Below are 19,600 nucleotides of genomic sequence, written 5' to 3' on the forward strand. Positions count from 1 at the left end.
AATTGCGTATGGCTCAGATACAGGGAGAGATCAGTGGACAGATATCGGGGATGATTCTCTGACCTCCTACGGTAACAACTTCACCTTAGGTCAACACAAACCCTCTCGTATGTGAACCAGATCACACTGGTTCAGATAAGTTCGGAATCGGCCAGTTCCCGCAAAGCATCGAAATCCTGAATCAGCAATCCGCCGCGCGAGGATTCGACAATATTGTCGCGTTTCCAGATCGAGATTGTCTTGGAAACGGCCTCGCGCGTGGCCCCGACAAATTCGGCAAGTTCGCTCTGCGACAGGGTGATGCGCTGCGTTGGGTCGTCCTGCAATTCCGACAGATGCAGCAGCTTTCGGGCCAGTCGAATGGGCATGGGCAAAAAGACCTGCTCGTTCAGCTGCAACCCCATCCATCGCATCCGCAGCCCGGCCAACCGGATCAGATCCACGGCAAGGTCAGGCTGTTTTCTGATCTGGTTCATGACGTCATTGCGACGCACACGCAGGACGCGCGATGGCTCGGCCGCCGCAATGGTTGCCGTGCGCGGGCCGTTGTCAAACAGAGCGATCTCGCCAAAAACTTCACCTGGGCGCATCAGCGTCAATGTCAGCTTTCGACCGCTCATCGCCAGAAAGGACACTTCAAGCGTGCCTTCCAGAATGGCATAGAGCGAATCCCCTTCATCGCCTTGTTCGAAAAGGGTTTCTCCTTGAGCCAGCGAGATGTCGGTCGCTTGCGCCGAAAGCATCTCTCTAAGCCCGTCGGAGGCTTCGGAAAGGAAGCCGCTGGTGGGAAAGGCCGTCATGTATACACCGATCTTGGGCAAGGTGTGAGTGTGGGTGGTGATACAACTTCCCATAGCTCGGCGGCTAAGCCAAGAATTTTGTTTGTTTTTGCAGGTATGGCGACGTCAGGGCAGTTATTTCTGTTCCGGGTCGTCCATGTAGCGTTGCAAGATGCTGAATTGCAGCATCAGGAAGGCCATCAGCGCGATGGGAAATCCGAAGGTTTCGATCTTGACCCAAAGGTCGGTCGACATGGTGCGCCAGACAAACTCGTTTGCGGCGGCCAGAACAGCGAAACAGGCGCATAGGCGGCGCGTCAGAATCATCCAGCCCTCGTGCTTCATCGGCAGCATTTCATCCAATACGTAGGCCAGATAAGATTTCTTTTGCAGCAAGCCGATGCCAAGGATCAGGGCGAACAGGCCATAGACAAGCGTGGTTTTCATCTTGAAAAACCGCTCGTCATTGAACCATGCGGTCAGGCCGCCAAAGAAAATGACCATGAAGGCCGTGAAAATCTGCATCCGGCTAAGCTGGCCGGTGAGGTACCACAGGATACCCATTGCCCCCAGCATCAGGGGGACGAAGATAATCGTGGCGATGATAAAGCCGGAATATTCGGTACCACCGATCAGAAAGCTGTCATCACGCAAGCGCAGGTAGATGAAGAAGAAGGCCAGCGGCGGGCCAAGCTCCAGCACCTGTTTCAGAAATGGGTTGATGTCTTTTTTGCCTGTCATCGGTATGTCCTGCTGCTTACCCGCCCATTTCAACTATTACTGCGCCGAGTGCAATCAATGCCATCAATGCAATGCGTCTTGGGCCAACGGTCTCCTTCAGGACAAGCCAGCCGATCAGCGCCGCAAAGACGGTTGAGGTTTCGCGCAGCACGGCGGCTTCGCCGACTTTGTCCAGCCGCGTGGCCAGCATGATCGACCCAAAGGACAAAGGCGCGATGATGCCGCCGGCCAGACCCCGCAGCATCAGTGGGCCGGGCGCAGGGCGATGTGTCATCGCGCGCCATCTGAGGAAGGCGTAGACCGGCATCGCCGCGCCGTCGATCATGAAGAACCAGGCCAGAAATGTGAACGGGTCGGCGGTGGCGCGTATGCCATAGGCGTCATAGGTGGTGTAAAGGGCGACAAACAGCCCCGTGATGATCGCCAGGACCAGCGCAATCCCCAGCGTGTCCCGGTTGGTTTCAAGAAACCGGAAATTATAGGCGGCCAGGCCGAATATCCCGGCCAGCAGGGTTGCGACGCCCAGCCACTGCACGGTCGAGAATGTTTCTCCGAACAGAAGATAGGCACCGATGACAGTGAACAGCGGACCCGTACCACGCACCACCGGATAGACGACCGTGTAAGAACCCTTGGTGTACGCCGCGGCCTGCAGCGTCTTGTAGGCAATGTGGATCAGCCAGGCGAGGGCGAAGATCGGCCACATATGAGGTTCAGGCCAGGGCACCACGAAAAAGGCAAACGGGGCGGCCATCAGACCATAGCTGGCGTCAATAGCGCCGCGGGACAGCCATGGATCATGACGGCCTTTCTGCAGCGCTCCGAACGCGGCGTGCAGGAAAGCGGCCATCAACGCCAGTGCCAGCGCCAGTTGGTGACCGGCTTCGGTGCCTTCAAGTGAGATCAGCCAGTCGCTCAAATACGCAGACCTTTTGTAGGGCGGAGAGGGGTGGGGGCTGTCTGCCCCCACACCCCCAAGGATATTTGGGGCCAGATGAAGTGGCGGATCAGCCCTTGTCGAGCCCGGTCAGGGCGGCGGCGAATTCTTCGGGATCGAAGGGGGCAAGGTCATCGATCTGTTCTCCCACCCCGATAGCGTGGATCGGCAGGCCGAACTTGTCGGCCAGCGCGACCAGCACACCGCCCTTGGCGGTTCCGTCCAGCTTGGTCATGATCAGGCCCGAGACATCGGCCAGCTTGCGAAAGGTTTCCACCTGGCTCAGCGCGTTCTGACCTGTGGTGGCGTCAAGGACCAGCAAGGTGTTGTGCGGTGCGGTCTCGTCAACCTTGCGGATGACGCGGACGATCTTGGCAAGTTCCTCCATCAGGTCGGTGCGGTTTTGCAGGCGTCCGGCGGTATCGATCATCAGCAGATCCGCGCCTTCGGCCTGAGCCCGGGTCAGCGCGTCAAAGGCGAGGCTGGCGGGGTCCGAGCCCTCGGGCGCGGTCAGAACCGGAACCCCGGCGCGATCGCCCCAGACTTGCAATTGTTCGACGGCCGCCGCGCGAAAGGTGTCACCGGCGGCGATGACGACTTTTTTGCCAGCCTGCTTGAACTGGCTGGCCAGTTTGCCGATGGTCGTGGTCTTGCCCGAGCCGTTGACGCCGACGACCAGCACCACTTGCGGGCGTTTGGGATAGATCGGCAGGGGCCTGGCCACGGGCTCCATCACGCGGGCCACTTCCTGCGCCAGCAACTGTTTGATTTCCCGGGTCGAGAGTTTGCGCCCAAAGCGCCCCTCGGCCATGTTCGAGGTGACACGCAGGGCGGTGTCGACGCCCATGTCAGAAGCGATCAGCAGCTCTTCGAGTTGCTCGAGCATGTCGTCATCCAGCGTGCGGCGTATTTCTGTGGCAGCGCTGCCACGGCTGAACAAGCGGTTCAGGATGCCTTTGGATTCAGGGACTTCTGGTGGCGGGGCAGCTGGTGTGGGATCCGCCGGGGCGGGGGCAGGTTGTTCAGCCGGTTCCTGCGCCGGTTCAGGGGTCGGGATTTCGGGAACCGGTTGCGGTTCGGGCTCAGGTTCGGGGAGGACAGGGTCGGGAACGGCGGTTTCCTCGCCACCATCCTCGACGATGGCGTCCAGCCCCTGTTCGAGGCGGGATGAGGATTTGAACAGCTTGTCCTTTAGCTTTGAGAAAAACGCCATATTTGGTCTCCGCAGGTGTTCCTTTCACCTAATGCGGATTTGCGGCAGTTGCAAAGGGTCACGCAAAAGCAAAGACGAAACCAAATTGCGCGCCCCAGTAGAGCGGCCAGATCAGATAGGGCGTCAGCTTGTGGGCGGGGTGGTTCGCAGGCAGCAGGAACTTTTCCGTAGCAAGGATCAGATCGGACGCGATGAAGGCGATTGCAGCCGGGAATGCCCATCGCAAGGCACTTGTCTGGGGCAGCGCCAGCACGGTGATCCCCATGCCAAGGATGATCGGGATATAGGCCAGAACAGGGCCTTTCAGGTCTCCGGCGCGGGGGGCAAGCAGTGTGGCCATGACAATGCCCAGAATGACCAGAGACCACACGATCGCGGGGGCATCCCAGATCAGGCTGGCGGAGCTGGCAGGATGCGACAGGAACAGGGCGATATAGGCCAGATGCCCGGCGGCAAAAGCGGCAATGCCGGCCATGAACGTGGCATCCGTTTCACGCGACAACAGCGCGTCCCCGGTTGCGCACAGGGCAAGCGCAGCGGCAAGCATCCATGGGCTGCCCTGCAGAACCGCAATGACTGCCAGCGCGGCGACCGAGGAGGTTTTCAGCACAGTGCGCAAGGAACTGGCTGGTCGGGCCGTCAGGGGCAGGTATCCCAATGCGCAGCCAAGGGCGATCCAGAAGAGAAAGGTTGTCATGTCACCTCACCGCGGTTTTCGAATACCTTCATCCCGAGCGCGGCATATAATCAAGCGCTTACGTTGAGTTAAGCGTGTTTCCCCAAGCCCTGGCCAAAGGGTGAATGGCATAGCGGGATCGCATCTGACACAATGGGCGTATGTTCCGAGCGCTGATGATTCTCGCCTGCTTTGCCGCACCGCCCGCTGCGGCCCAGACCCCTTTGTCCGGCCCCGAATTCGACACCTATACGCAGGGCAAGACCCTGTTTTACGGTTTCGAAGGGCAGGTTTACGGGGTCGAACGCTATTTGCCCAACCGCCGCGTGATCTGGTCATTTCTGGATGGCGATTGCAAGGAAGGTGTATGGTATCAGCAGGAAGAGCAGATTTGTTTCATCTACGAAGACCGGTTTGATCCGCAATGCTGGGTCTTTACGCGATCCGGCGGTGGCCTTGTCGCGCAGTTTGAAGGCGACCCGCAGGCGACCGAACTGTACGAGGCGGAAGATATCGGGGAAGAAATGGTGTGTTATGGCCCCGACGTCGGTGTCTGACTAGGTCACCCGAAGCTCATCATAGCTGAGCATGACATGCTGCTGATATGCAGGTCTTTCTGTCAGCTTATCGTAATAGCGCCGCAGGTTGGGCAGGACCGCGCGGGATATCGCGATGTCGTAATAGCGATAAAGGATATGTCCCAGCTGAATATCGGCCAGCGTCAGATCGGGCCCGCACAGGTAGGTGTTTTCTGACAGCCGGGTATCGGCAAGTACCAGTTTGCTATCCAGCGCGGCAACGGCCTGCTCAATCGCGTTTTGGTCCTGCTCTGCCGGGGCGGTCCGGACAACCTGCCAGAACACGGGCACCGTGAAATCCATCGCAACGTTGATCTTGGCCCATTCCGCCCATTTGTCGATTTCAGCCCGTTGGACCGGGTCGCGTGGCCAGAACGCATTCCCGCCATAGGCATTCGCCAGGTAGCGCAGGATTGCGCCGGTTTCCCACAGCGGTGGGTGATCGCCATCCTGTAGCACTGGGATGGTGCCGTTCGGGTTCAGCTTGCGAAAGGCATCGGTGTCCAGCCCGCCGAATCTGTGCCCTGCATCGTGGCGGTGAAAGCGCAGATCCATCTCTCCGACGCACCACATCAGGGCCTGAACATTCGATGACGTTTTGCGGCCCCAGATTGTCAGCATGGCTTAGAACAACGATCCTTGATCTGGTGTATCCGGTTTGGATTTCCGGTTGGTCTGCTTTGCGGCTGTCCCGGTGCCAAGAATGCCATCGGCGAATTCGATGTCCAGCACCGTGTGTTTTGCGGCCTCGGCCTTGGTCGTGATGACATTCCCATCTGCGCGAACCACGGCATATCCGCGTTCCAGCGTCGCCTTGTAGCTGAGCGTTTCGCGCAGGCGGTCTGTGGCCTCAAGCTGATGTTTCAGACGATCCAGCCGCGTGGTCTGCGCCGCGTTCATCCGGTCACCAAGCCGGGCAAGGTTTTGCGCGTGCTGGCCGATCTCGCGTTGAATTGGGCGCAGGGACAGGCGCGACGACAGGTTGCGCAGTGATTCCTGCCGGGCCGAGACCAGACCGCGCAGAGTTGACGGGCGCAGATGGGCTGACAGTTCCACAACTTGCAGGCGGCGGTTTTGCACTCCTCGCGTCAAAGCCGGGGTCAGGCGATCCGCAATCAAATCAAGGCGTTGCCGGGGGGAGTTCAACAGGCTGTCCGGGCGCGGCAGGGCGCGGGACAAATCGCGCAGCCTTTGCGAACGGCGCTGCACCGCGTCCGTTGCCGCGCGCGACAAGCGGGCGCCTTGCTCGCCGGTCCAGGCGAGCAGTTCGATGCGGACCGGCACGGCCAGCTCTGCCGCAGCTGTGGGTGTTGGCGCGCGGCGGTCCGAGACAAAATCGATCAGGGTCGTGTCGGTTTCATGCCCGACGGCCGAAATCAGCGGTATGTCCGATGCGGCGGCGGCGCGCGCGACACTCTCTTCGTTGAAGCCCCAAAGATCTTCGATCGACCCACCGCCACGGGCCACGATGATCAGGTCAGGACGGGGCAGCGCGCCACCGGGTGTCAACTGGTTGAACCCTTCGATGGCGCGGGTAACCTCGGGGGCGCAGTTTGCACCCTGCACGGCCACCGGCCAGATCAGCACCTTGCGCGGGAACCTGTCCCGAAGCCGGTGCAGAATGTCACGGATCACCGCGCCCGAAGGCGATGTCACAACGCCGATGATCTGCGGCAGATACGGCAGGGGCTTCTTGCGCTCGGGTGCAAACAAACCTTCGGCCTCGAGCTGTTTCTTGCGCTTTTCCAGCAAGGCCATAAGCGCGCCCTGACCAGCGACCGCAACTTCATCGACATTCAGGTTGTATTTGGATTGCGCGCCAAAAGCGGTCAGGCGACCGGTGACGACTACCTCCAGCCCTTCCTCTGGCACGACCGAGAGGCTGGAAACCTGACCTTTCCATGTCGTGCAGGCCAAAACGTTCCGGTCGTCCTTGATGTCGTAGTACAGGTGCCCGGACCGGGCCTTAAACACGCGGCCAACTTCGCCGCGCACACGGATTCGCCCGAACGCGCCTTCCAGCGTGCGCTTCACCTCGCCCGATACCTCGGAAACCGTGTATTCAGGGGTGTTTTGGCCCGGAATCGGGTCATCAAGCAGGTCGGACATTTCAGCGCCTTGTTTCAATTGCTCACCCAGCTTAGAACGCCGCGCAGGCGAGGCCAAGCAGATCGGAGACGACCCCATGAACATCCTTATTCTCGGCAGCGGCGGGCGCGAACACAGCCTGGCCTGGGCAGTGATGCAAAACCCAAAATGCGACCGTCTGATCGTGGCGCCGGGCAATGCCGGGATCGCTCAGATCGCGGAGTGTGCCGCTCTGGATATCGACAACGGCGGGGCCGTCGTCAGCTTTGCCGAGGAAAACGCGATTGATTTCGTGATTGTCGGTCCCGAGGCCCCCTTGGCCGCCGGAGTGGCGGATCGCCTGCGCGAAGCCGGGGTGCTGGTTTTCGGACCGTCTGCCGAAGCGGCCCGGCTGGAAGCCTCGAAAAGCTTTACCAAGGAAATCTGCGACGCGGCACATGCGCCCACCGCTGCCTATGCGCGGTTCACCGCGCCCGAGCCCGCCAAGGCCTATATCCGCGAACAGGGCGCGCCCATCGTGGTCAAGGCCGATGGTCTGGCCGCCGGCAAGGGCGTGATCGTGGCCATGGACGAAGACACGGCGCTTGACGCCATTGACGACATGTTCGGCGGTGCCTTTGGTGGCGCGGGGGCCGAGGTCGTGATCGAAGAGTTTATGGACGGTGAAGAAGCGTCTTTGTTTGTTCTGTGCGACGGCCAAAACACCCTGTCCATCGGCACGGCCCAAGACCACAAGCGGGTGGGCGAAGGGGATACCGGCCTGAACACCGGGGGGATGGGTGCCTATTCTCCGGCGCCGGTTCTGAGCGCGGAAGTTGAAGCGCGTGCAATGGAAGAGATCGTGCGCCCCACCATCGCCGAGATGAAGCGCCGGGGCACACCGTTTCAGGGAGTTCTTTATGCGGGGCTGATGATCAAGGACGGCCAGCCGCGCCTTGTGGAATACAACGTCCGTTTTGGGGACCCGGAATGTCAGGTCCTGATGATGCGTCTGGGCGCGCAGGCGATGGACCTGTTGCATGCCACTGCCGAAGGGCGCCTGGGTGATATGCGGGTCAACTGGGCTGACGATCACGCGATGACGGTCGTGATGGCGGCCAAAGGTTATCCGGGAACCTACGAGAAGGGCACGGTCATCAAAGGGTTGGACAGCTTGCCCGAGGACAGCAGCAACATGGTGTTTCATGCGGGCACAAGCGAGGCTGCGGGGCAGGTGCAGGCCGTCGGCGGGCGCGTTCTGAACGTGACCGCGCGCGGAAAAACGCTGCAAGAGGCGCGCGACCGGGCGTATCAGATGGTTGATGCCGTGGATTGGCCCGAAGGGTTCTATCGCAGCGATATCGGCTGGCGCGCTTTGGAGGGATGATTGGGCAGGGGGCTTTGCCCCCTCGGCCTTGCGGCCTCCCGGCGCTGCGCGGGTTCGCGGTCGAAATCGTCCGCTGGACGATTTCTTTTCAACCACTCACCCTCCAGGATCTTTTTGGCCAGATGAAGAGGCGGATCAGCAATTCAGGGCTGATGTGAGATTGTCGCGCTGTTTGAGCGGGCCCAAGTCCGTCAGGTGCCAGCCATCCTGATAGGAAACACGGATGATCCGCGACCAGTCGGCGCTGGCGAGGATCATTTCGGGATGGTCGCCGCAGCTCCGCAGGCCGCCGGAAATGAAATCCTCACCGATCTTGTGGTTGGTCAGGCCGGGCAGAGCGGCGATTTCGGTCAGTCCGCCATCTTTGAAGCGCCAGATGCGCAGGGTTTTGGCCAGGTGGGGGCGGTCGATATAGGCGATTTCGATATTGCCATCACCATCCAGATCAGCAGCACCGACCGGGGCGAGCCAGCGGAAACGTGCGCCGATATGAGGAGTGGCCGCTATCTTTTCGCCAGCGGCGTTGTAGATCGCAAGCTGAGCGCCTGTTGTGTTCTGCGTTTCGACGACAATTGCTTCAACCGCGCCGTCCCTGTCGATGTCTGCCAGACGCGGCGCAAGGTCTTCGAATACACGGTCCTGTGGCAGACGAACCGTTACGACTGTGTCATCGACCACAAGTTCCAAAGCGCCGTATTCGATATTGTCGCCCAAAACACCATGCGCGTATCGCGTGGTTGGTTCCGTGAAGCGGGCGTCGGTGATGGTATCCGCCGCGACAGCGATTGGCAGCGCGCACCACAGGCCAAAAGGGAGCAAAGCGCTGCGCACCCGACGTTGCCACAGGCGGGCGGGCTGACGCGGCGCTTTGTTGGGCATCAGATCTGCTTTTCGGGCATCTGGACAATCAAGCCGTCCAGCGCGTCGGTCACCTTGATCTGGCAGGTCAGGCGCGAGCGGGCCGGGTCGGGCTCATAGGCGAAATCCAGCATGTCTTCTTCCATGTCGTCCTTGGCCGGGATCTTCTCGACCCAGTCGGGATGGACATAGACATGGCAAGTCGAGCAGGCGCAGGCACCGCCGCAATCGGCCTCGATGCCGGGAATATTGTTGTCACGGGCCCCTTCCATGACGGTCAGTCCGTTGGCGACCTCGACAGTGTGCTCGGTACCGCCATGCTCGACATAGGTGATCTTTGCCATTGCGTGCGTCTTCCTTTTGCGATGTTCGAAACCTTCCTTAGTGAAGGGAGTTAGGTGTTTCCAGCCTCATTTGCGACTCCTTACGCCGTGTCTGGACTTTCCTGTATTTTGTTCTATTTTTGTTCTCATGCTTGTTGCCCCTTTTCACCGCGCGGTTTCAAACCGGGACTGGCCGCGACCGCCGTCCTGTCTGCCCTCCGCCCAGCTGGAGGCCCCGCCCGAAGGGGCGCGTGTGGCCGTGGCCGGGCTGGTGATCCTGCGGCAGCGGCCGGGGACGGCCAAAGGCGTGATCTTTCTGACGCTTGAGGATGAGACTGGGATCGTCAACGTGGTGGTCTGGCGCAAAATCTACGAACGCTTCCGCCGTGCGGTGATCTCGGGGCGATTGCTGAAGGTGACGGGTCGGATGCAGCGGGCGCATTCGGTGACCCACGTGATCGCGGAAGAGATCGAGGATATCTCGGACATGCTGGACCTGCTGGTGCAGGGGCAGGGTTAGGTCTGTCATGCGGATCAATCCGACATAGTCCGTCGCAGTGCCGCAAACCCGCGCCTGAAGAACGGGCGATATGTTTTCTTTACTTCAAATGCGCGTTTAAGGCGCTTTTCCGCCACTTGAACGCGGGGTGGTCGACTCTCCGGCGCCGGGCGCGTAGTGACACGCATCTTTGCGCATCGGCTTGTGTCAAAGCTCGGGCCGGATTGCGCATCACTCAACGTCTTTTCAGAGTCAGTTCGGATGCCCAACGCAACGCACCAAGGATCGCTCGAAAATACCGTCTCTCGAGACGAAAGCCGGATTTCCGACCGTCTGGCAGAGCTCTCGGAACTCACGCGTTCAGCGGGATATGTTCATACTGCCCGAATGATTGATGAGGCGTTAAGCGCTTATTCCTTTGAACACAGACAGGCTGAGACTGCAAAAAGGCTTCGGTCAGAGTTGCAGCAACTCAAGCGGATTGAAGCGTCGCGCTCGTCTGACGAAACGGATCGAAAGCCGCATTTGGTTCCGAACTTTCGATCCCGGCGGTCGGCAAAACCCGATGGAATGCTGTTCGACAGGGCCGAGCGTTCTGACGACGCAGCCCAGAAAGCCGGGGCGCGCAAAGGGCAGGCCGCATTTGTCCTGACGACCCGGATGCGTGTTGACGGGCGGAACGTTGCAAGGCTGCGCAATGGGCACTGGACAGGAATTTCCATGTCTTTCCCCGCGGAACCTGAATTCCAGTTTCGCTGACAGGTCGCGCCGCCGCCACGGATCCGCCACCGGGGGTGCTGGTCGTGTTGGTGCGGGGCGGAGTAACCTGGTACGGGGACAAAGCGGGCCATAACTGCACCGCTGTAACGGTCGGTTTCACTAAACAGCCAGGCTATCCGAGTGAATGGTTACCGAACCAGAAGCACACCAAGATAGACAATGTAAGCAAGCACAAAGAGCCCGCCCTCGCGCCGACTGATTGACCAGCCGCTTCGGGCAAACCCGATAAGGACAAGCGTTGAGGCACACAGAACCCAGATATCGAGACGAATAATCTCGCCAGGGATGACCATAGGTTGCACCAGAACGGTTACGCCAAGGATACCCAAGATGTTGAAGATGTTACTGCCCAAGACGTTCCCGAGTGCGACATCTCCCTCACCTTTCCGAACTGCGATGATTGAAGTGACGAGCTCCGGCATTGAGGTTCCGATTGCAACAATCGTCAGCCCGATTACCGTCTCCGAAAGCCCCGCTGTCTCAGCAAGAGACACGGCACCTGTCACCAAGAACTTTGCCCCAAATATCGTAATCGCCAGCCCTGCAACGGTGATCAGCAACGACACGGCAAGCGATGTTTCTGGGCCGACTACGGCTTCTGCTTCGTTCTCGTAGACAGCTGCGGCTGGCGTGCCTTCGGACCTATACTCAGACCACAGCGTGAAGCCCAGATAGGCCGCCAACGTGACGACAAGCCCTGCGCCGATCAACCGGCTGATTTCGCAGTATAGAACTACGCTTAAACAAACGAGAGTTACTATCACAACCGCCGTACCATCCCGGCGGAGTGCTCTCGGATTCACGGCGATAGGCGCGATGAGTGCTGCGATGCCGAGTATCAGAAGAACGTTTCCAATGTTGCTGCCGACAACATTCCCAATCGAAATGCCTGAAGAACCGGAAAGCGCGGCTTGCAAGCTTGTAACCAGTTCCGGTGTTGACGTTCCGAAGCCGACCAGTGTCAGTCCGATGACCATCGGTGATATACCGAACGACTTGGCAGCAGAAACCGATCCGCGCACTACCAATTCGCCACCGATCACTAAGCCAACAAGGCCAAATACGACAAATAACGCCGCGTACATCTTGAGTGGGTCTTTCTGAAGGATTTCCGTCGCTCATGTAATGATTTGCCAAACCTATACAATAGCAAAGGCGGATATTCGCGCATCACGCAGCACACGTAAGATTGGCCGCAAACCGGCCATGGAACAAACCTACTGCTTGAACAAAACGCTCTGTGCCTGTTTGTCCCGATGATCCCCTCGCAACTCGGCATACAGCGCGCGTCCGGCCTGAACGGCTGGGCGGGCGCTGACGGTCTCCAGCCAGCGGGCAAAGTGCGGTTTGTCCTCCAGCACCTGCTGCTGGCCTTCCCACAGGCTGGCCCAGCCCCAGATCGACATGTCGGCGATGGAATAGAAATCGCCCGCGACATACTCGTTTTCGGCCAGCCGCCGGTCCAGTACGCCGTAAAGCCGCGCGACCTCGGTGCGGTAGCGGTCCTTGGCATAGGGCAGGTCCTGCGGCGGGTCCAGTTGCGGGGCGTATTTCAGGAAGTGATGCGCCTGACCGGCCATCGGGCCAACGCCGCCCATCTGCCACATCAGCCATTCCTCGACCGCGATCCGGTCGCGTTCGGTCGTGCCATAGAACCGCCCGGTCTTGCGGGCCAGATACATCAGGATCGCGCCGCTTTCAAAAACCGAAACAGGTGCGCCGTCCGGCCCGTCGGGATCGACGATGGCGGGCATCCGGTTGTTGGGCGCGATTTTCAGGAACGCGGGGTCGAACTGGTCACCCTTGCCGATATTGATCAGATGGGTGGTGTAGGGCAGCTCCATCTCCTCCAGAGCGATGGAAACTTTCCAGCCATTCGGTGTCGGCCAGAAATACAGATCAATCGGGTCAGCCATGTGTTCTCCTGATGTTGACGGGGATCATGCGGGTTTCTGCCGGTTCGGCAAGTACCGCTTACGAAAGCGTGACCAACGCGCAGGCCGGGCTTGACCGCGAACCGCCCGAGGCGTATTGCGATCCTGAAGCTACGTGGCGATTTGTTACCGGATTGCGGGCCACGCTAAACAACACCGCTAAAAGGTCAGGATGAAAGACCCCTTTCGCTTGGCCGCGTCTGGGGTTTTTTGTTTGCCTCCACCCGAGGCTGAAAGGATTGAGATGAGCGAGAACTGGAACAAACGCACCCAAGCCGTCCATGGCGGCATCCGTCGCAGCCAGTATAACGAGGTGAGCGAGGCGATTTTTCTGACGCAGGGTTTCGTCTACGAAAACGCTGAACAGGCCGAGGCCCGGTTTCTGGAATGTGGCCCGGACGAGTTCATCTATGCCCGTTACGGCAACCCGACCGTGTCCATGTTCGAGCAGCGCATCGCGGCGCTGGAAGGCGGCGAAGATGCGTTTGCGACGGCCTCGGGTATGGCCGCCGTCAACGGCGCGCTGACCTCGATGCTGAAGGCCGGGGACCATGTCGTTTCGGCCAAGGCGCTGTTCGGCTCGTGCCTCTATATCCTTGAAAACATCCTGAGCCGCTATGGCGTGGACGTGACCTTTGTTGACGGCACCGATCTGGAACAGTGGAAGGCTGCGATCCGCCCGGACACCAAGGCCGTTTTCTTTGAATCCATGTCGAACCCCACGCTTGAGGTGATCGATATCGCCGCCGTGGCCGATCTGGCCCATGCGGTCGGAGCCGTTGTCGTGGTGGACAACGTGTTCTCGACCCCGGTGTTCTCGCGCGCGATCCAGCAGGGTGCGGATGTGGTCGTCTATTCAGCGACCAAGCATATCGATGGGCAGGGCCGTGCGCTGGGCGGTGTGATCATCGGAACCAAGGACTTCATCCGAGGAACAGTTGAACCCTATCTTAAGCATACCGGCGGCGCGCTGAGCCCGTTCAATGCGTGGATCATGCTCAAGGGTCTTGAGACGATGGCGCTGCGGGTCAATGCTCAAGCCGAAAGCGCGCAAAAGATTGCCGAGGCGCTGGAAGGGCACCCGGCATTGGAACGGACGCTTTATCCCGGTTTGAAAACCCACGCCCAGAACGCACTGGTTCAGACCCAGTTGGGCGGCAAGGGCGGAACCGTGTTGTCGCTGGACATCAAGGGCGGCAAGGATGCAGCGTTTGCCTTCCTGAATGCGATGACCATCCCGGTGATTTCGAACAATCTGGGCGATGCCAAATCCATCGCGACGCACCCGGCGACAACAACGCACCAGCGTCTCAGCGACGCGCAGAAGGACCAACTGGGCATTACACCGGGTCTGATCCGCTTTTCCGTCGGGCTTGAGGATGCCGGTGACTTGCTGGCCGACCTTCGGCAAGCGTTGGAAGCCTCGCAGAAATAAACCAAAGCCCCCCGCTTTTTGTACTGGGGGGCAGGCTGCGTGCCTAAGCGGCCACTTTGTTTCGGGCGGCAGCCAGGCGCGCCGCCCGCTGTTCCCACCTTCAAAAGGCGCTAACTGTTGCGAGATGACGGTTTTGCGCCGGATTTTTCAATCCGGGCTGCTATTGCCGACGTATCGGGTTAGACTGGTAATAGACCATCAGTCATATATAGTCCGACGACCAACCAAGGAACTGCCGCTGATGAATGTTCACCCGCGCGACATTGATGAAAAACCAGATCGGGACAAAGCTGCCGAGGCTTTGAACGTTCTGCGGCAATGGGCCAAATCTGCCTCGGAAGCCGAGATAAACCAGCTTGACCCGGCTGTGGCCCGGCTGCTGCCCGGTTTGGCAGCGGGCAACTATCCGCCTTTTTCGCGCGCTTACCCCGATGACTTTACCGTCGATGCGGCGTACCGCGCATCCTTGCCGGATTTGCAGAACGGCCCGTCCAGCCTGATCCGTGGGGCCAAACAGCAGATCCAACATGTGGGTATTTCGAACTTCCGCCTGCCGATCCGGTTCCACCGGAAAGAGGGCGAAGACCTGACGCTGGAAACCTCGATCACCGGCACGGTCAGCCTCGAGGCCGAGAAAAAGGGCATCAACATGTCCCGGATCATGCGGTCTTTCTACAAACATGCGGAACGGACCTTCAGCTTTGAGGTCATGGAATCCGCCCTGGACGATTACATGTCCGATCTGGACAGCTTCGACGCCCGTATCCAGATGCGCTTTTCCTACCCGGACAGGATCAAAAGCCTGCGCTCGGGCCTTGAGGGGTATCAGTATTACGATATCGCGCTGGAACTGGTCGAACAGAACGGTGTGCGTCAGAAGATCATGCACCTTGACTATGTCTATTCCTCGACCTGCCCCTGTTCGCTGGAACTCAGCGAACATGCCCGGTCGATGCGCGGTCAGCTGGCGACGCCGCATTCGCAGCGCTCCGTCGCACGGATCTCGGTTGTCGTGGACTGTGATGCGGATTGCCTTTGGTTTGAAGACCTGATTGCGCTGTGCCGCCGTGCGGTTCCGACGGAAACGCAGGTGATGGTGAAGCGCGAAGATGAACAGGCTTTCGCCGAATTGAACGCAGCCAATCCGATCTTCGTCGAAGATGCCGCGCGCCTGTTTTGTGCCGAGTTGCTGGCAGATCATCACGTCGGTGATTTTCGCGTTGTCGCAAGCCATCAGGAAAGCCTGCACAGCCATGACGCCGTGTCGATTCTGACCGAAGGCCCAACCTTCGCCGCGTCCAGCCTTGACCCGAAACTGTTTACGACCCTGTTTCACGTTGGCTGAACGTCTCGGGTAAGTGGCTAGAATTTAATCAGAGATTTACCTGATCGGCGCTCATTCGCCGCAGTGCAGCAAAAATGCTGCAATTGCGTGAAAAACTCCTGTATCCTGACGGGGAATGCAGCTTCGGCACACCGGCGCGCTCAATGGTGTGTCACCCGAAAGGAAGCCGAGACGTGAGACGCCTTGGACTGCAAGACCCCAACCTCCGCCCGGACCCCCCGAGCGGGCAGGGCGCTTTACCCTTACTTTTCTGGCTGCATCGTTTTCACAGGAGATCTATGGAATGAATCCGATTACCCAACCGCTGGAGCTTCAGGCCGCGGCTATACGCATGGCTGGCTATGCGATCGTCAACCAGATCAAGATTGCACAGATCATGACCCGTTCGGCGCTTGAACTGCCGATGGTGCCGGTCCACGCCCTGCATCTGGCAGCATCAGCACCGGGTCCAGTGGTAGAAGCTCCGGCGGAAAAACCGGCGGCCAAACCCAAACCTGCCGTGGCGCGCGCGAAACGCGTACCGGTGAAATCGTCAACGGCCAAGAAAAAGCTGGCCCGCAAACCTGCGCCGGCCAAGCCGGTAGCCAAACCTGTTGAGTTTTCAGCCAGTCCGCGGCCCACGGCGGCACCCCCGGCGGCAGCCAAACCGACACCAGCGGTTAGTGATGAAAAAGCAGTGAAGCCTGTTGAATCCGCGGCGACACCTGCGACCGAAACCGTGTCGCCCGTAACGCCCAAGCCCACCCCTGCGACACCGGCGCCCGTTCAGGCAGCGCAGGTCAGGCCGACACAGGCCGATCCTGCCCCGGCCAAGGTGCAGGCGAAACCAGCCCCGGCGACGGAACCGCGCAAACCGCAGGCGCGAAAATCACGCGCCCCGTCCAAACCGCCTGTGATGCCCGGAACAGATGTCAAAAACTGACAGGTAAACCGGGATCATCTGCTTGACACGGTCGGGTTGGCACGCCAACCCTGCGCGTCATGATGGATCTTCGCCCGGTCGGATATGTGATTGGCTTGCTGGTCGCCATTCTTGGGGCGACCATGCTGCTGCCTATGCTCGCGGACCTGATCGAGGGGCGCGGCGAATGGCCGGTATTTCTGGAAAGCGCCATTATCACGACGCTGACCGGGACCGTTCTGGCGATGAGCTGCTCGAACGGTGTGGGCGAAGGGCTGACCATCCGCCAGACCTTCCTGTTGACAACCGGTGTTTGGGCGGCGCTGCCCCTGTTTGGGGCAATTCCGTTTCTGTTCGGTGAAACCGAGCTGCGCTTTGTCGACGCGTATTTCGAGGCGATGTCCGGCCTGACAACAACAGGTTCAACGGTGATTTCCGGGTTGGATACCCTGCCGCAGGGGCTATTGCTGTGGCGTGGTATCCTGCAATGGCTGGGGGGTATCGGGATCATCGTTGTCGCCATGGTGTTCCTGCCCGAACTGCGTGTCGGCGGCATGCAGATCTTCCGCTCGGAAGGCTTTGAAACAATGGGTAAAATCCTGCCTCGCGCGCAAGAGATCGCGGGTCAGATTTCGCTCATCTATGTTTTCCTGACACTGGTTTGCGCGCTGGTTTACGCCGGTCTGGGAATGAACTTTTTCGATGCGCTGGTACATGCGTTGACAACGCTTTCGACCGGTGGGTTCTCGAACTATGACGCCTCGTTCGGAACCTTTTCGGGCCCCGCCGAATATGCGGCGTCGGTGTTCATGATATTGGCGGCGCTTCCTTTTGTGCGCTATGTCCAGCTGGCAAACGGCCATACAGCGTCCTTGTGGAAAGACAGTCAAATTCGCGCGTTTCTGGCGACCATTCTGGTTCTGGTCATCATCATGTCGATTTTCCTGACATCGGTCTTTCCGCATCACTGGGAACAGGCGTTTCGGGAATCTCTGTTCAACATCACCTCGATCATCTCGGGCACCGGCTATGCCAGTGTCGATTACATGGGTTGGGGCAGCTTTCCGATCATGATGTTCTTCCTGATCGGCCTGATTGGCGGCTGCGCGGGTTCGACCGCATGCTCGATCAAGATATTCCGCTACCAGCTGCTGTTTGCCTCGATCAAAAGTCAGATCAAACGGATCAGGTCTCCGCATGGCGTGTTCGTGCCGCTCTATGATGGGCGGCCCGTGGGGCAGGGTGTTCTGACCTCGGTGATGAGCTTTTTCATGTTCTTCGTCCTGTCGATGGGCGTGCTGTCCTGGGCGCTGGCGCTGACCGGTCTGGACTTCATCACAGCCGTTTCAGGGGCGGCGACCGCGCTGGCCAATGTCGGCCCCGGTCTGGGCGATCAGATCGGACCAGCGGGCAATTTCGCAAATCTCAACGACACGGCCAAATGGTTTCTGACAATCGGGATGCTGGTCGGGCGGCTCGAGCTGTTGGCCGTTTACGCGATCTTCACCGTTCAATTCTGGAGAGGCTGATGAAAAGACCCCTTGGCGCGCAGATTTCGCATATGCTCAAGGATCGTGGCGTAGACGTGATTTTCGGCATACCCGGCGTTCACAATCAGGAAATGTACCGCGGCATCGAAGAGGCTGGCATCCAACATGTTCTGGCCCGTCACGAACAGGGGGCGGGGTTCATGGCCGATGGGTATGCCCGCGCAACCGGCAAGCCGGGGGTTGCCTATGTGATCACCGGGCCCGGCCTGTGCAACATCATGACGCCGATCGGGCAAGCCTACAGCGACTCGGTGCCGATGCTGGTGGTGTCGTCCTGCCTTGATGAAACACAAGCCTTGCGCGGCCAGTTGCACCAGATGAAGGACCAGCGCCTTGCGGCCGGAACCGTTGCCGACTGGTCGGCACAGGCCAATACGGCCGAGGCCGCCTATGCGCTGGTCGAACGCGCTTTTGAAGAATTCGAGCTGTCGCGCCCGCGCCCCAAGCACATTCAGGTGCCAATCGCGCAGTTGCAGGCCGAGGCTGATCCGGCACCTTTCCCCAACCAGCCCGCGTTGCGCACCAAGGCGTTGCCGCCTGACGTATCGCCTGTTGTCTCGATGCTGAACCTTGCGCACAGGCCGCTGTTCATTCTGGGGGGCGGTTGCAAATCCAACGACTGGCGGCAGATTCTGGCACAGCTTGGAGCTGCCTGCTTTACCACATACGCAGGGCGCGGGCTGCCGGGCGCAAACTATCCGCTGGATTTCGGGGCGTCGCTGCCGCGCCCCGGCAGCGCCGAGGTTATCGCCTCAGCGGATCTGGTCATCGCGGTCGGCGCCGAACTGGGCGAGGTCGATCTGTGGCGCAGCGACCTTGGGCATTCGGCAACGCTGATCCGGGTTGACCTTGATCCCGAAGTCCTGTCCGACCACCATCGCGCCGCGATCAAACTGCAAACCGACAGCGAAAGCTTTGCCCGCGCCTTGTGGCAGGCGACCGAAAACCTGAAACCGGCAACCGGCTGGTCGCCCGACGAAATTTCCGAAACCCGTGCCCGGTGGCGGGCCGAGGTGGATGCCGAACGGCCCGGAATTGTATCAGTGGCCGATGCGCTGCGCGCGGCGATGCCTGCTGATACCATGATCTATTCCGACATGACCCAATTCGCCTATGTCGCGAAAGAGGTGTGGGACATGGCCTATCCGCATCACTGGCACCATCCGACCGGGTTCGGAACGCTGGGCTATGGTCTGCCGGCCGGAATTGGCGGCGCGGTGGCGCGGCGCGGCAAACCAACGGCGGTAATCGCCGGGGATTACGGGTTCCACTATACGATGCAGGAACTGGGTGTTGCGGTCGAACTGGGATTGTCGCTGCCGATCATCCTGTGGGACAATGGCAAGCTGAAAGAAATCGAAGACAGCATGGTCCGCAGCCAGATCGCGCCCAATGCGGTGGTGGCGCATAACCCGGATTTCTGCAAACTGGCCGAGGCTTTTGGCGCGCTTTCCTCAGCCCCTTCATCTCTGGCTGAGATGCAGAGCGCGGTTCGCGCGGCGTTCGATGCGCCTGTCCCGACCTTGATCCACGTGACCCCGGACATTCTGTAACAAAAAGCGCCGCATCTTCATGCGGCGCTTTGGTGTTTCAACGT

At 59.8% G+C, this 19,600-nt stretch carries 20 protein-coding genes and 1 riboswitch; of the genes, 9 read left to right on the forward strand and 11 right to left on the reverse strand.

Going from position 1 to position 19,600, the window contains the following annotated elements; translation table 11 throughout:
* Positions 1 to 131: 131 nt before the first annotated feature.
* From ACR0EK_RS09725 to ACR0EK_RS09745, 5 genes are all read right to left on the reverse strand, one after another.
* Positions 132 to 800: a Crp/Fnr family transcriptional regulator gene (locus ACR0EK_RS09725; RefSeq protein ID WP_480481510.1), complete on the reverse strand. Its 669-nt coding sequence runs from the start codon at positions 798 to 800 to the stop codon at positions 132 to 134.
* 114 nt (positions 801 to 914) lie between these two features.
* Entirely contained in the window at positions 915 to 1,520 is a 606-nt protein-coding gene (locus ACR0EK_RS09730; protein ID WP_267363984.1) for an inner membrane-spanning protein YciB, read from the reverse strand.
* Between the two features lie 16 nt (positions 1,521 to 1,536).
* Positions 1,537 to 2,439: an EamA family transporter gene (locus tag ACR0EK_RS09735; RefSeq protein WP_267363986.1), complete on the reverse strand. Its 903-nt coding sequence runs from the start codon at positions 2,437 to 2,439 to the stop codon at positions 1,537 to 1,539.
* Between the two features lie 88 nt (positions 2,440 to 2,527).
* Positions 2,528 to 3,670 carry a signal recognition particle-docking protein FtsY gene (gene ftsY, locus ACR0EK_RS09740; RefSeq protein WP_480481504.1) on the reverse strand — a complete coding sequence of 381 codons (1,143 nt, stop codon included), beginning with the start codon at positions 3,668 to 3,670 and terminating at the stop codon, positions 2,528 to 2,530.
* Positions 3,671 to 3,728: 58 nt separating this feature from the next.
* Positions 3,729 to 4,367 (reverse strand): lysoplasmalogenase family protein, encoded by a 639-nt coding sequence (locus tag ACR0EK_RS09745; protein WP_480967772.1) that lies wholly within the window; start codon positions 4,365 to 4,367, stop codon positions 3,729 to 3,731.
* A gap of 155 nt (positions 4,368 to 4,522) precedes the next feature.
* Here ACR0EK_RS09745 and ACR0EK_RS09750 point away from each other — a divergent pair, with 155 nt between their 5' ends.
* Positions 4,523 to 4,903 (forward strand): hypothetical protein, encoded by a 381-nt coding sequence (locus ACR0EK_RS09750; protein WP_267363991.1) that lies wholly within the window; start codon positions 4,523 to 4,525, stop codon positions 4,901 to 4,903.
* Here ACR0EK_RS09750 and ACR0EK_RS09755 read toward each other — a convergent pair whose 3' ends face one another.
* Positions 4,904 to 5,545: a glutathione S-transferase family protein gene (locus ACR0EK_RS09755; protein WP_480773578.1), complete on the reverse strand. Its 642-nt coding sequence runs from the start codon at positions 5,543 to 5,545 to the stop codon at positions 4,904 to 4,906.
* A 3-nt stretch (positions 5,546 to 5,548) separates the two neighbouring features.
* Positions 5,549 to 7,033: an exodeoxyribonuclease VII large subunit gene (gene xseA, locus ACR0EK_RS09760; RefSeq protein ID WP_480913939.1), complete on the reverse strand. Its 1,485-nt coding sequence runs from the start codon at positions 7,031 to 7,033 to the stop codon at positions 5,549 to 5,551.
* Positions 7,034 to 7,109: 76 nt separating this feature from the next.
* Here xseA and purD point away from each other — a divergent pair, with 76 nt between their 5' ends.
* The gene (gene purD, locus ACR0EK_RS09765) at positions 7,110 to 8,378 is read left to right on the forward strand and encodes a phosphoribosylamine--glycine ligase (protein ID WP_480967773.1); all 1,269 of its coding nucleotides are present in this window, start codon (positions 7,110 to 7,112) and stop codon (positions 8,376 to 8,378) included.
* 135 nt (positions 8,379 to 8,513) lie between these two features.
* On the opposite strand, the gene ACR0EK_RS09770 is transcribed toward purD, so the two are convergent.
* Entirely contained in the window at positions 8,514 to 9,257 is a 744-nt protein-coding gene (locus tag ACR0EK_RS09770; protein WP_480967774.1) for an FG-GAP repeat domain-containing protein, read from the reverse strand.
* On the reverse strand, positions 9,257 to 9,580 hold the full coding sequence (locus ACR0EK_RS09775) for a 2Fe-2S iron-sulfur cluster-binding protein (RefSeq protein WP_209504265.1): 324 nt from the start codon (positions 9,578 to 9,580) through the stop codon (positions 9,257 to 9,259). The genes ACR0EK_RS09770 and ACR0EK_RS09775 overlap by 1 nt, the downstream gene beginning before the upstream one ends.
* 127 nt (positions 9,581 to 9,707) lie before the next feature.
* Between ACR0EK_RS09775 and ACR0EK_RS09780 the strand changes: the two genes are divergently transcribed.
* Positions 9,708 to 10,079: an OB-fold nucleic acid binding domain-containing protein gene (locus tag ACR0EK_RS09780; protein ID WP_480967775.1), complete on the forward strand. Its 372-nt coding sequence runs from the start codon at positions 9,708 to 9,710 to the stop codon at positions 10,077 to 10,079.
* 240 nt (positions 10,080 to 10,319) lie between these two features.
* Entirely contained in the window at positions 10,320 to 10,817 is a 498-nt protein-coding gene (locus tag ACR0EK_RS09785) for a hypothetical protein (RefSeq protein WP_480967776.1), read from the forward strand.
* 149 nt (positions 10,818 to 10,966) lie between these two features.
* On the opposite strand, the gene ACR0EK_RS09790 is transcribed toward ACR0EK_RS09785, so the two are convergent.
* Positions 10,967 to 11,923, reverse strand: a complete 957-nt coding sequence (locus ACR0EK_RS09790) for a calcium/sodium antiporter (RefSeq protein WP_480899620.1) — start codon at positions 11,921 to 11,923, stop codon at positions 10,967 to 10,969.
* Positions 11,924 to 12,055: 132 nt separating this feature from the next.
* Positions 12,056 to 12,754, reverse strand: coding sequence for a glutathione S-transferase N-terminal domain-containing protein (locus ACR0EK_RS09795; RefSeq protein ID WP_480899622.1), 699 nt, complete (start codon positions 12,752 to 12,754; stop codon positions 12,056 to 12,058).
* Positions 12,755 to 12,877: 123 nt separating this feature from the next.
* Positions 12,878 to 12,955: riboswitch (SAM riboswitch) on the forward strand.
* A gap of 61 nt (positions 12,956 to 13,016) precedes the next feature.
* On the opposite strand from ACR0EK_RS09795, the gene metZ reads away from it, so the two are divergent.
* The 5 genes from metZ (at position 13,017) to ACR0EK_RS09820 (ending at position 19,556) form a co-directional block, all read left to right on the forward strand.
* A complete protein-coding gene (gene metZ / locus ACR0EK_RS09800) occupies positions 13,017 to 14,207 on the forward strand; it encodes an O-succinylhomoserine sulfhydrylase (protein ID WP_480557305.1) in 1,191 nt (396 codons plus the stop codon).
* Between the two features lie 241 nt (positions 14,208 to 14,448).
* Complete coding sequence (gene folE2 / locus ACR0EK_RS09805; RefSeq protein WP_480481445.1) at positions 14,449 to 15,552, forward strand: GTP cyclohydrolase FolE2; 1,104 nt, start codon at positions 14,449 to 14,451, stop codon at positions 15,550 to 15,552.
* Between the two features lie 283 nt (positions 15,553 to 15,835).
* On the forward strand, positions 15,836 to 16,474 hold the full coding sequence (locus ACR0EK_RS09810; protein ID WP_480537566.1) for a hypothetical protein: 639 nt from the start codon (positions 15,836 to 15,838) through the stop codon (positions 16,472 to 16,474).
* Positions 16,475 to 16,533: 59 nt separating this feature from the next.
* On the forward strand, positions 16,534 to 17,982 hold the full coding sequence (locus ACR0EK_RS09815) for a TrkH family potassium uptake protein (RefSeq protein WP_480773586.1): 1,449 nt from the start codon (positions 16,534 to 16,536) through the stop codon (positions 17,980 to 17,982).
* Entirely contained in the window at positions 17,982 to 19,556 is a 1,575-nt protein-coding gene (locus ACR0EK_RS09820) for a thiamine pyrophosphate-binding protein (protein ID WP_480967777.1), read from the forward strand. The genes ACR0EK_RS09815 and ACR0EK_RS09820 overlap by 1 nt, the downstream gene beginning before the upstream one ends.
* Positions 19,557 to 19,600: the final 44 nt, after the last annotated feature.

This window comes from Ruegeria sp. AE4, from assembly GCF_056542185.1.

What these genes read in the sequence shown, in the direction of transcription:
- ACR0EK_RS09725 (WP_480481510.1), bottom strand. Translation starts at nt 800, where the DNA reads ATGACGGCCTTTCCCACCAGCGGCTTCCTTTCCGAAGCCTCCGACGGG.
- ACR0EK_RS09730 (WP_267363984.1), bottom strand. Translation starts at nt 1,520, where the DNA reads ATGACAGGCAAAAAAGACATCAACCCATTTCTGAAACAGGTGCTGGAG.
- ftsY (WP_480481504.1), bottom strand. Translation starts at nt 3,670, where the DNA reads ATGGCGTTTTTCTCAAAGCTAAAGGACAAGCTGTTCAAATCCTCATCC.
- ACR0EK_RS09745 (WP_480967772.1), bottom strand. Translation starts at nt 4,367, where the DNA reads ATGACAACCTTTCTCTTCTGGATCGCCCTTGGCTGCGCATTGGGATAC.
- ACR0EK_RS09750 (WP_267363991.1), top strand. Translation starts at nt 4,523, where the DNA reads ATGATTCTCGCCTGCTTTGCCGCACCGCCCGCTGCGGCCCAGACCCCT.
- ACR0EK_RS09755 (WP_480773578.1), bottom strand. Translation starts at nt 5,545, where the DNA reads ATGCTGACAATCTGGGGCCGCAAAACGTCATCGAATGTTCAGGCCCTG.
- xseA (WP_480913939.1), bottom strand. Translation starts at nt 7,033, where the DNA reads ATGTCCGACCTGCTTGATGACCCGATTCCGGGCCAAAACACCCCTGAA.
- purD (WP_480967773.1), top strand. Translation starts at nt 7,110, where the DNA reads ATGAACATCCTTATTCTCGGCAGCGGCGGGCGCGAACACAGCCTGGCC.
- ACR0EK_RS09770 (WP_480967774.1), bottom strand. Translation starts at nt 9,257, where the DNA reads ATGCCCAACAAAGCGCCGCGTCAGCCCGCCCGCCTGTGGCAACGTCGG.
- ACR0EK_RS09775 (WP_209504265.1), bottom strand. Translation starts at nt 9,580, where the DNA reads ATGGCAAAGATCACCTATGTCGAGCATGGCGGTACCGAGCACACTGTC.
- ACR0EK_RS09780 (WP_480967775.1), top strand. Translation starts at nt 9,708, where the DNA reads ATGCTTGTTGCCCCTTTTCACCGCGCGGTTTCAAACCGGGACTGGCCG.
- ACR0EK_RS09785 (WP_480967776.1), top strand. Translation starts at nt 10,320, where the DNA reads ATGCCCAACGCAACGCACCAAGGATCGCTCGAAAATACCGTCTCTCGA.
- ACR0EK_RS09790 (WP_480899620.1), bottom strand. Translation starts at nt 11,923, where the DNA reads ATGTACGCGGCGTTATTTGTCGTATTTGGCCTTGTTGGCTTAGTGATC.
- ACR0EK_RS09795 (WP_480899622.1), bottom strand. Translation starts at nt 12,754, where the DNA reads ATGGCTGACCCGATTGATCTGTATTTCTGGCCGACACCGAATGGCTGG.
- metZ (WP_480557305.1), top strand. Translation starts at nt 13,017, where the DNA reads ATGAGCGAGAACTGGAACAAACGCACCCAAGCCGTCCATGGCGGCATC.
- folE2 (WP_480481445.1), top strand. Translation starts at nt 14,449, where the DNA reads ATGAATGTTCACCCGCGCGACATTGATGAAAAACCAGATCGGGACAAA.
- ACR0EK_RS09810 (WP_480537566.1), top strand. Translation starts at nt 15,836, where the DNA reads ATGAATCCGATTACCCAACCGCTGGAGCTTCAGGCCGCGGCTATACGC.
- ACR0EK_RS09815 (WP_480773586.1), top strand. Translation starts at nt 16,534, where the DNA reads ATGATGGATCTTCGCCCGGTCGGATATGTGATTGGCTTGCTGGTCGCC.
- ACR0EK_RS09820 (WP_480967777.1), top strand. Translation starts at nt 17,982, where the DNA reads ATGAAAAGACCCCTTGGCGCGCAGATTTCGCATATGCTCAAGGATCGT.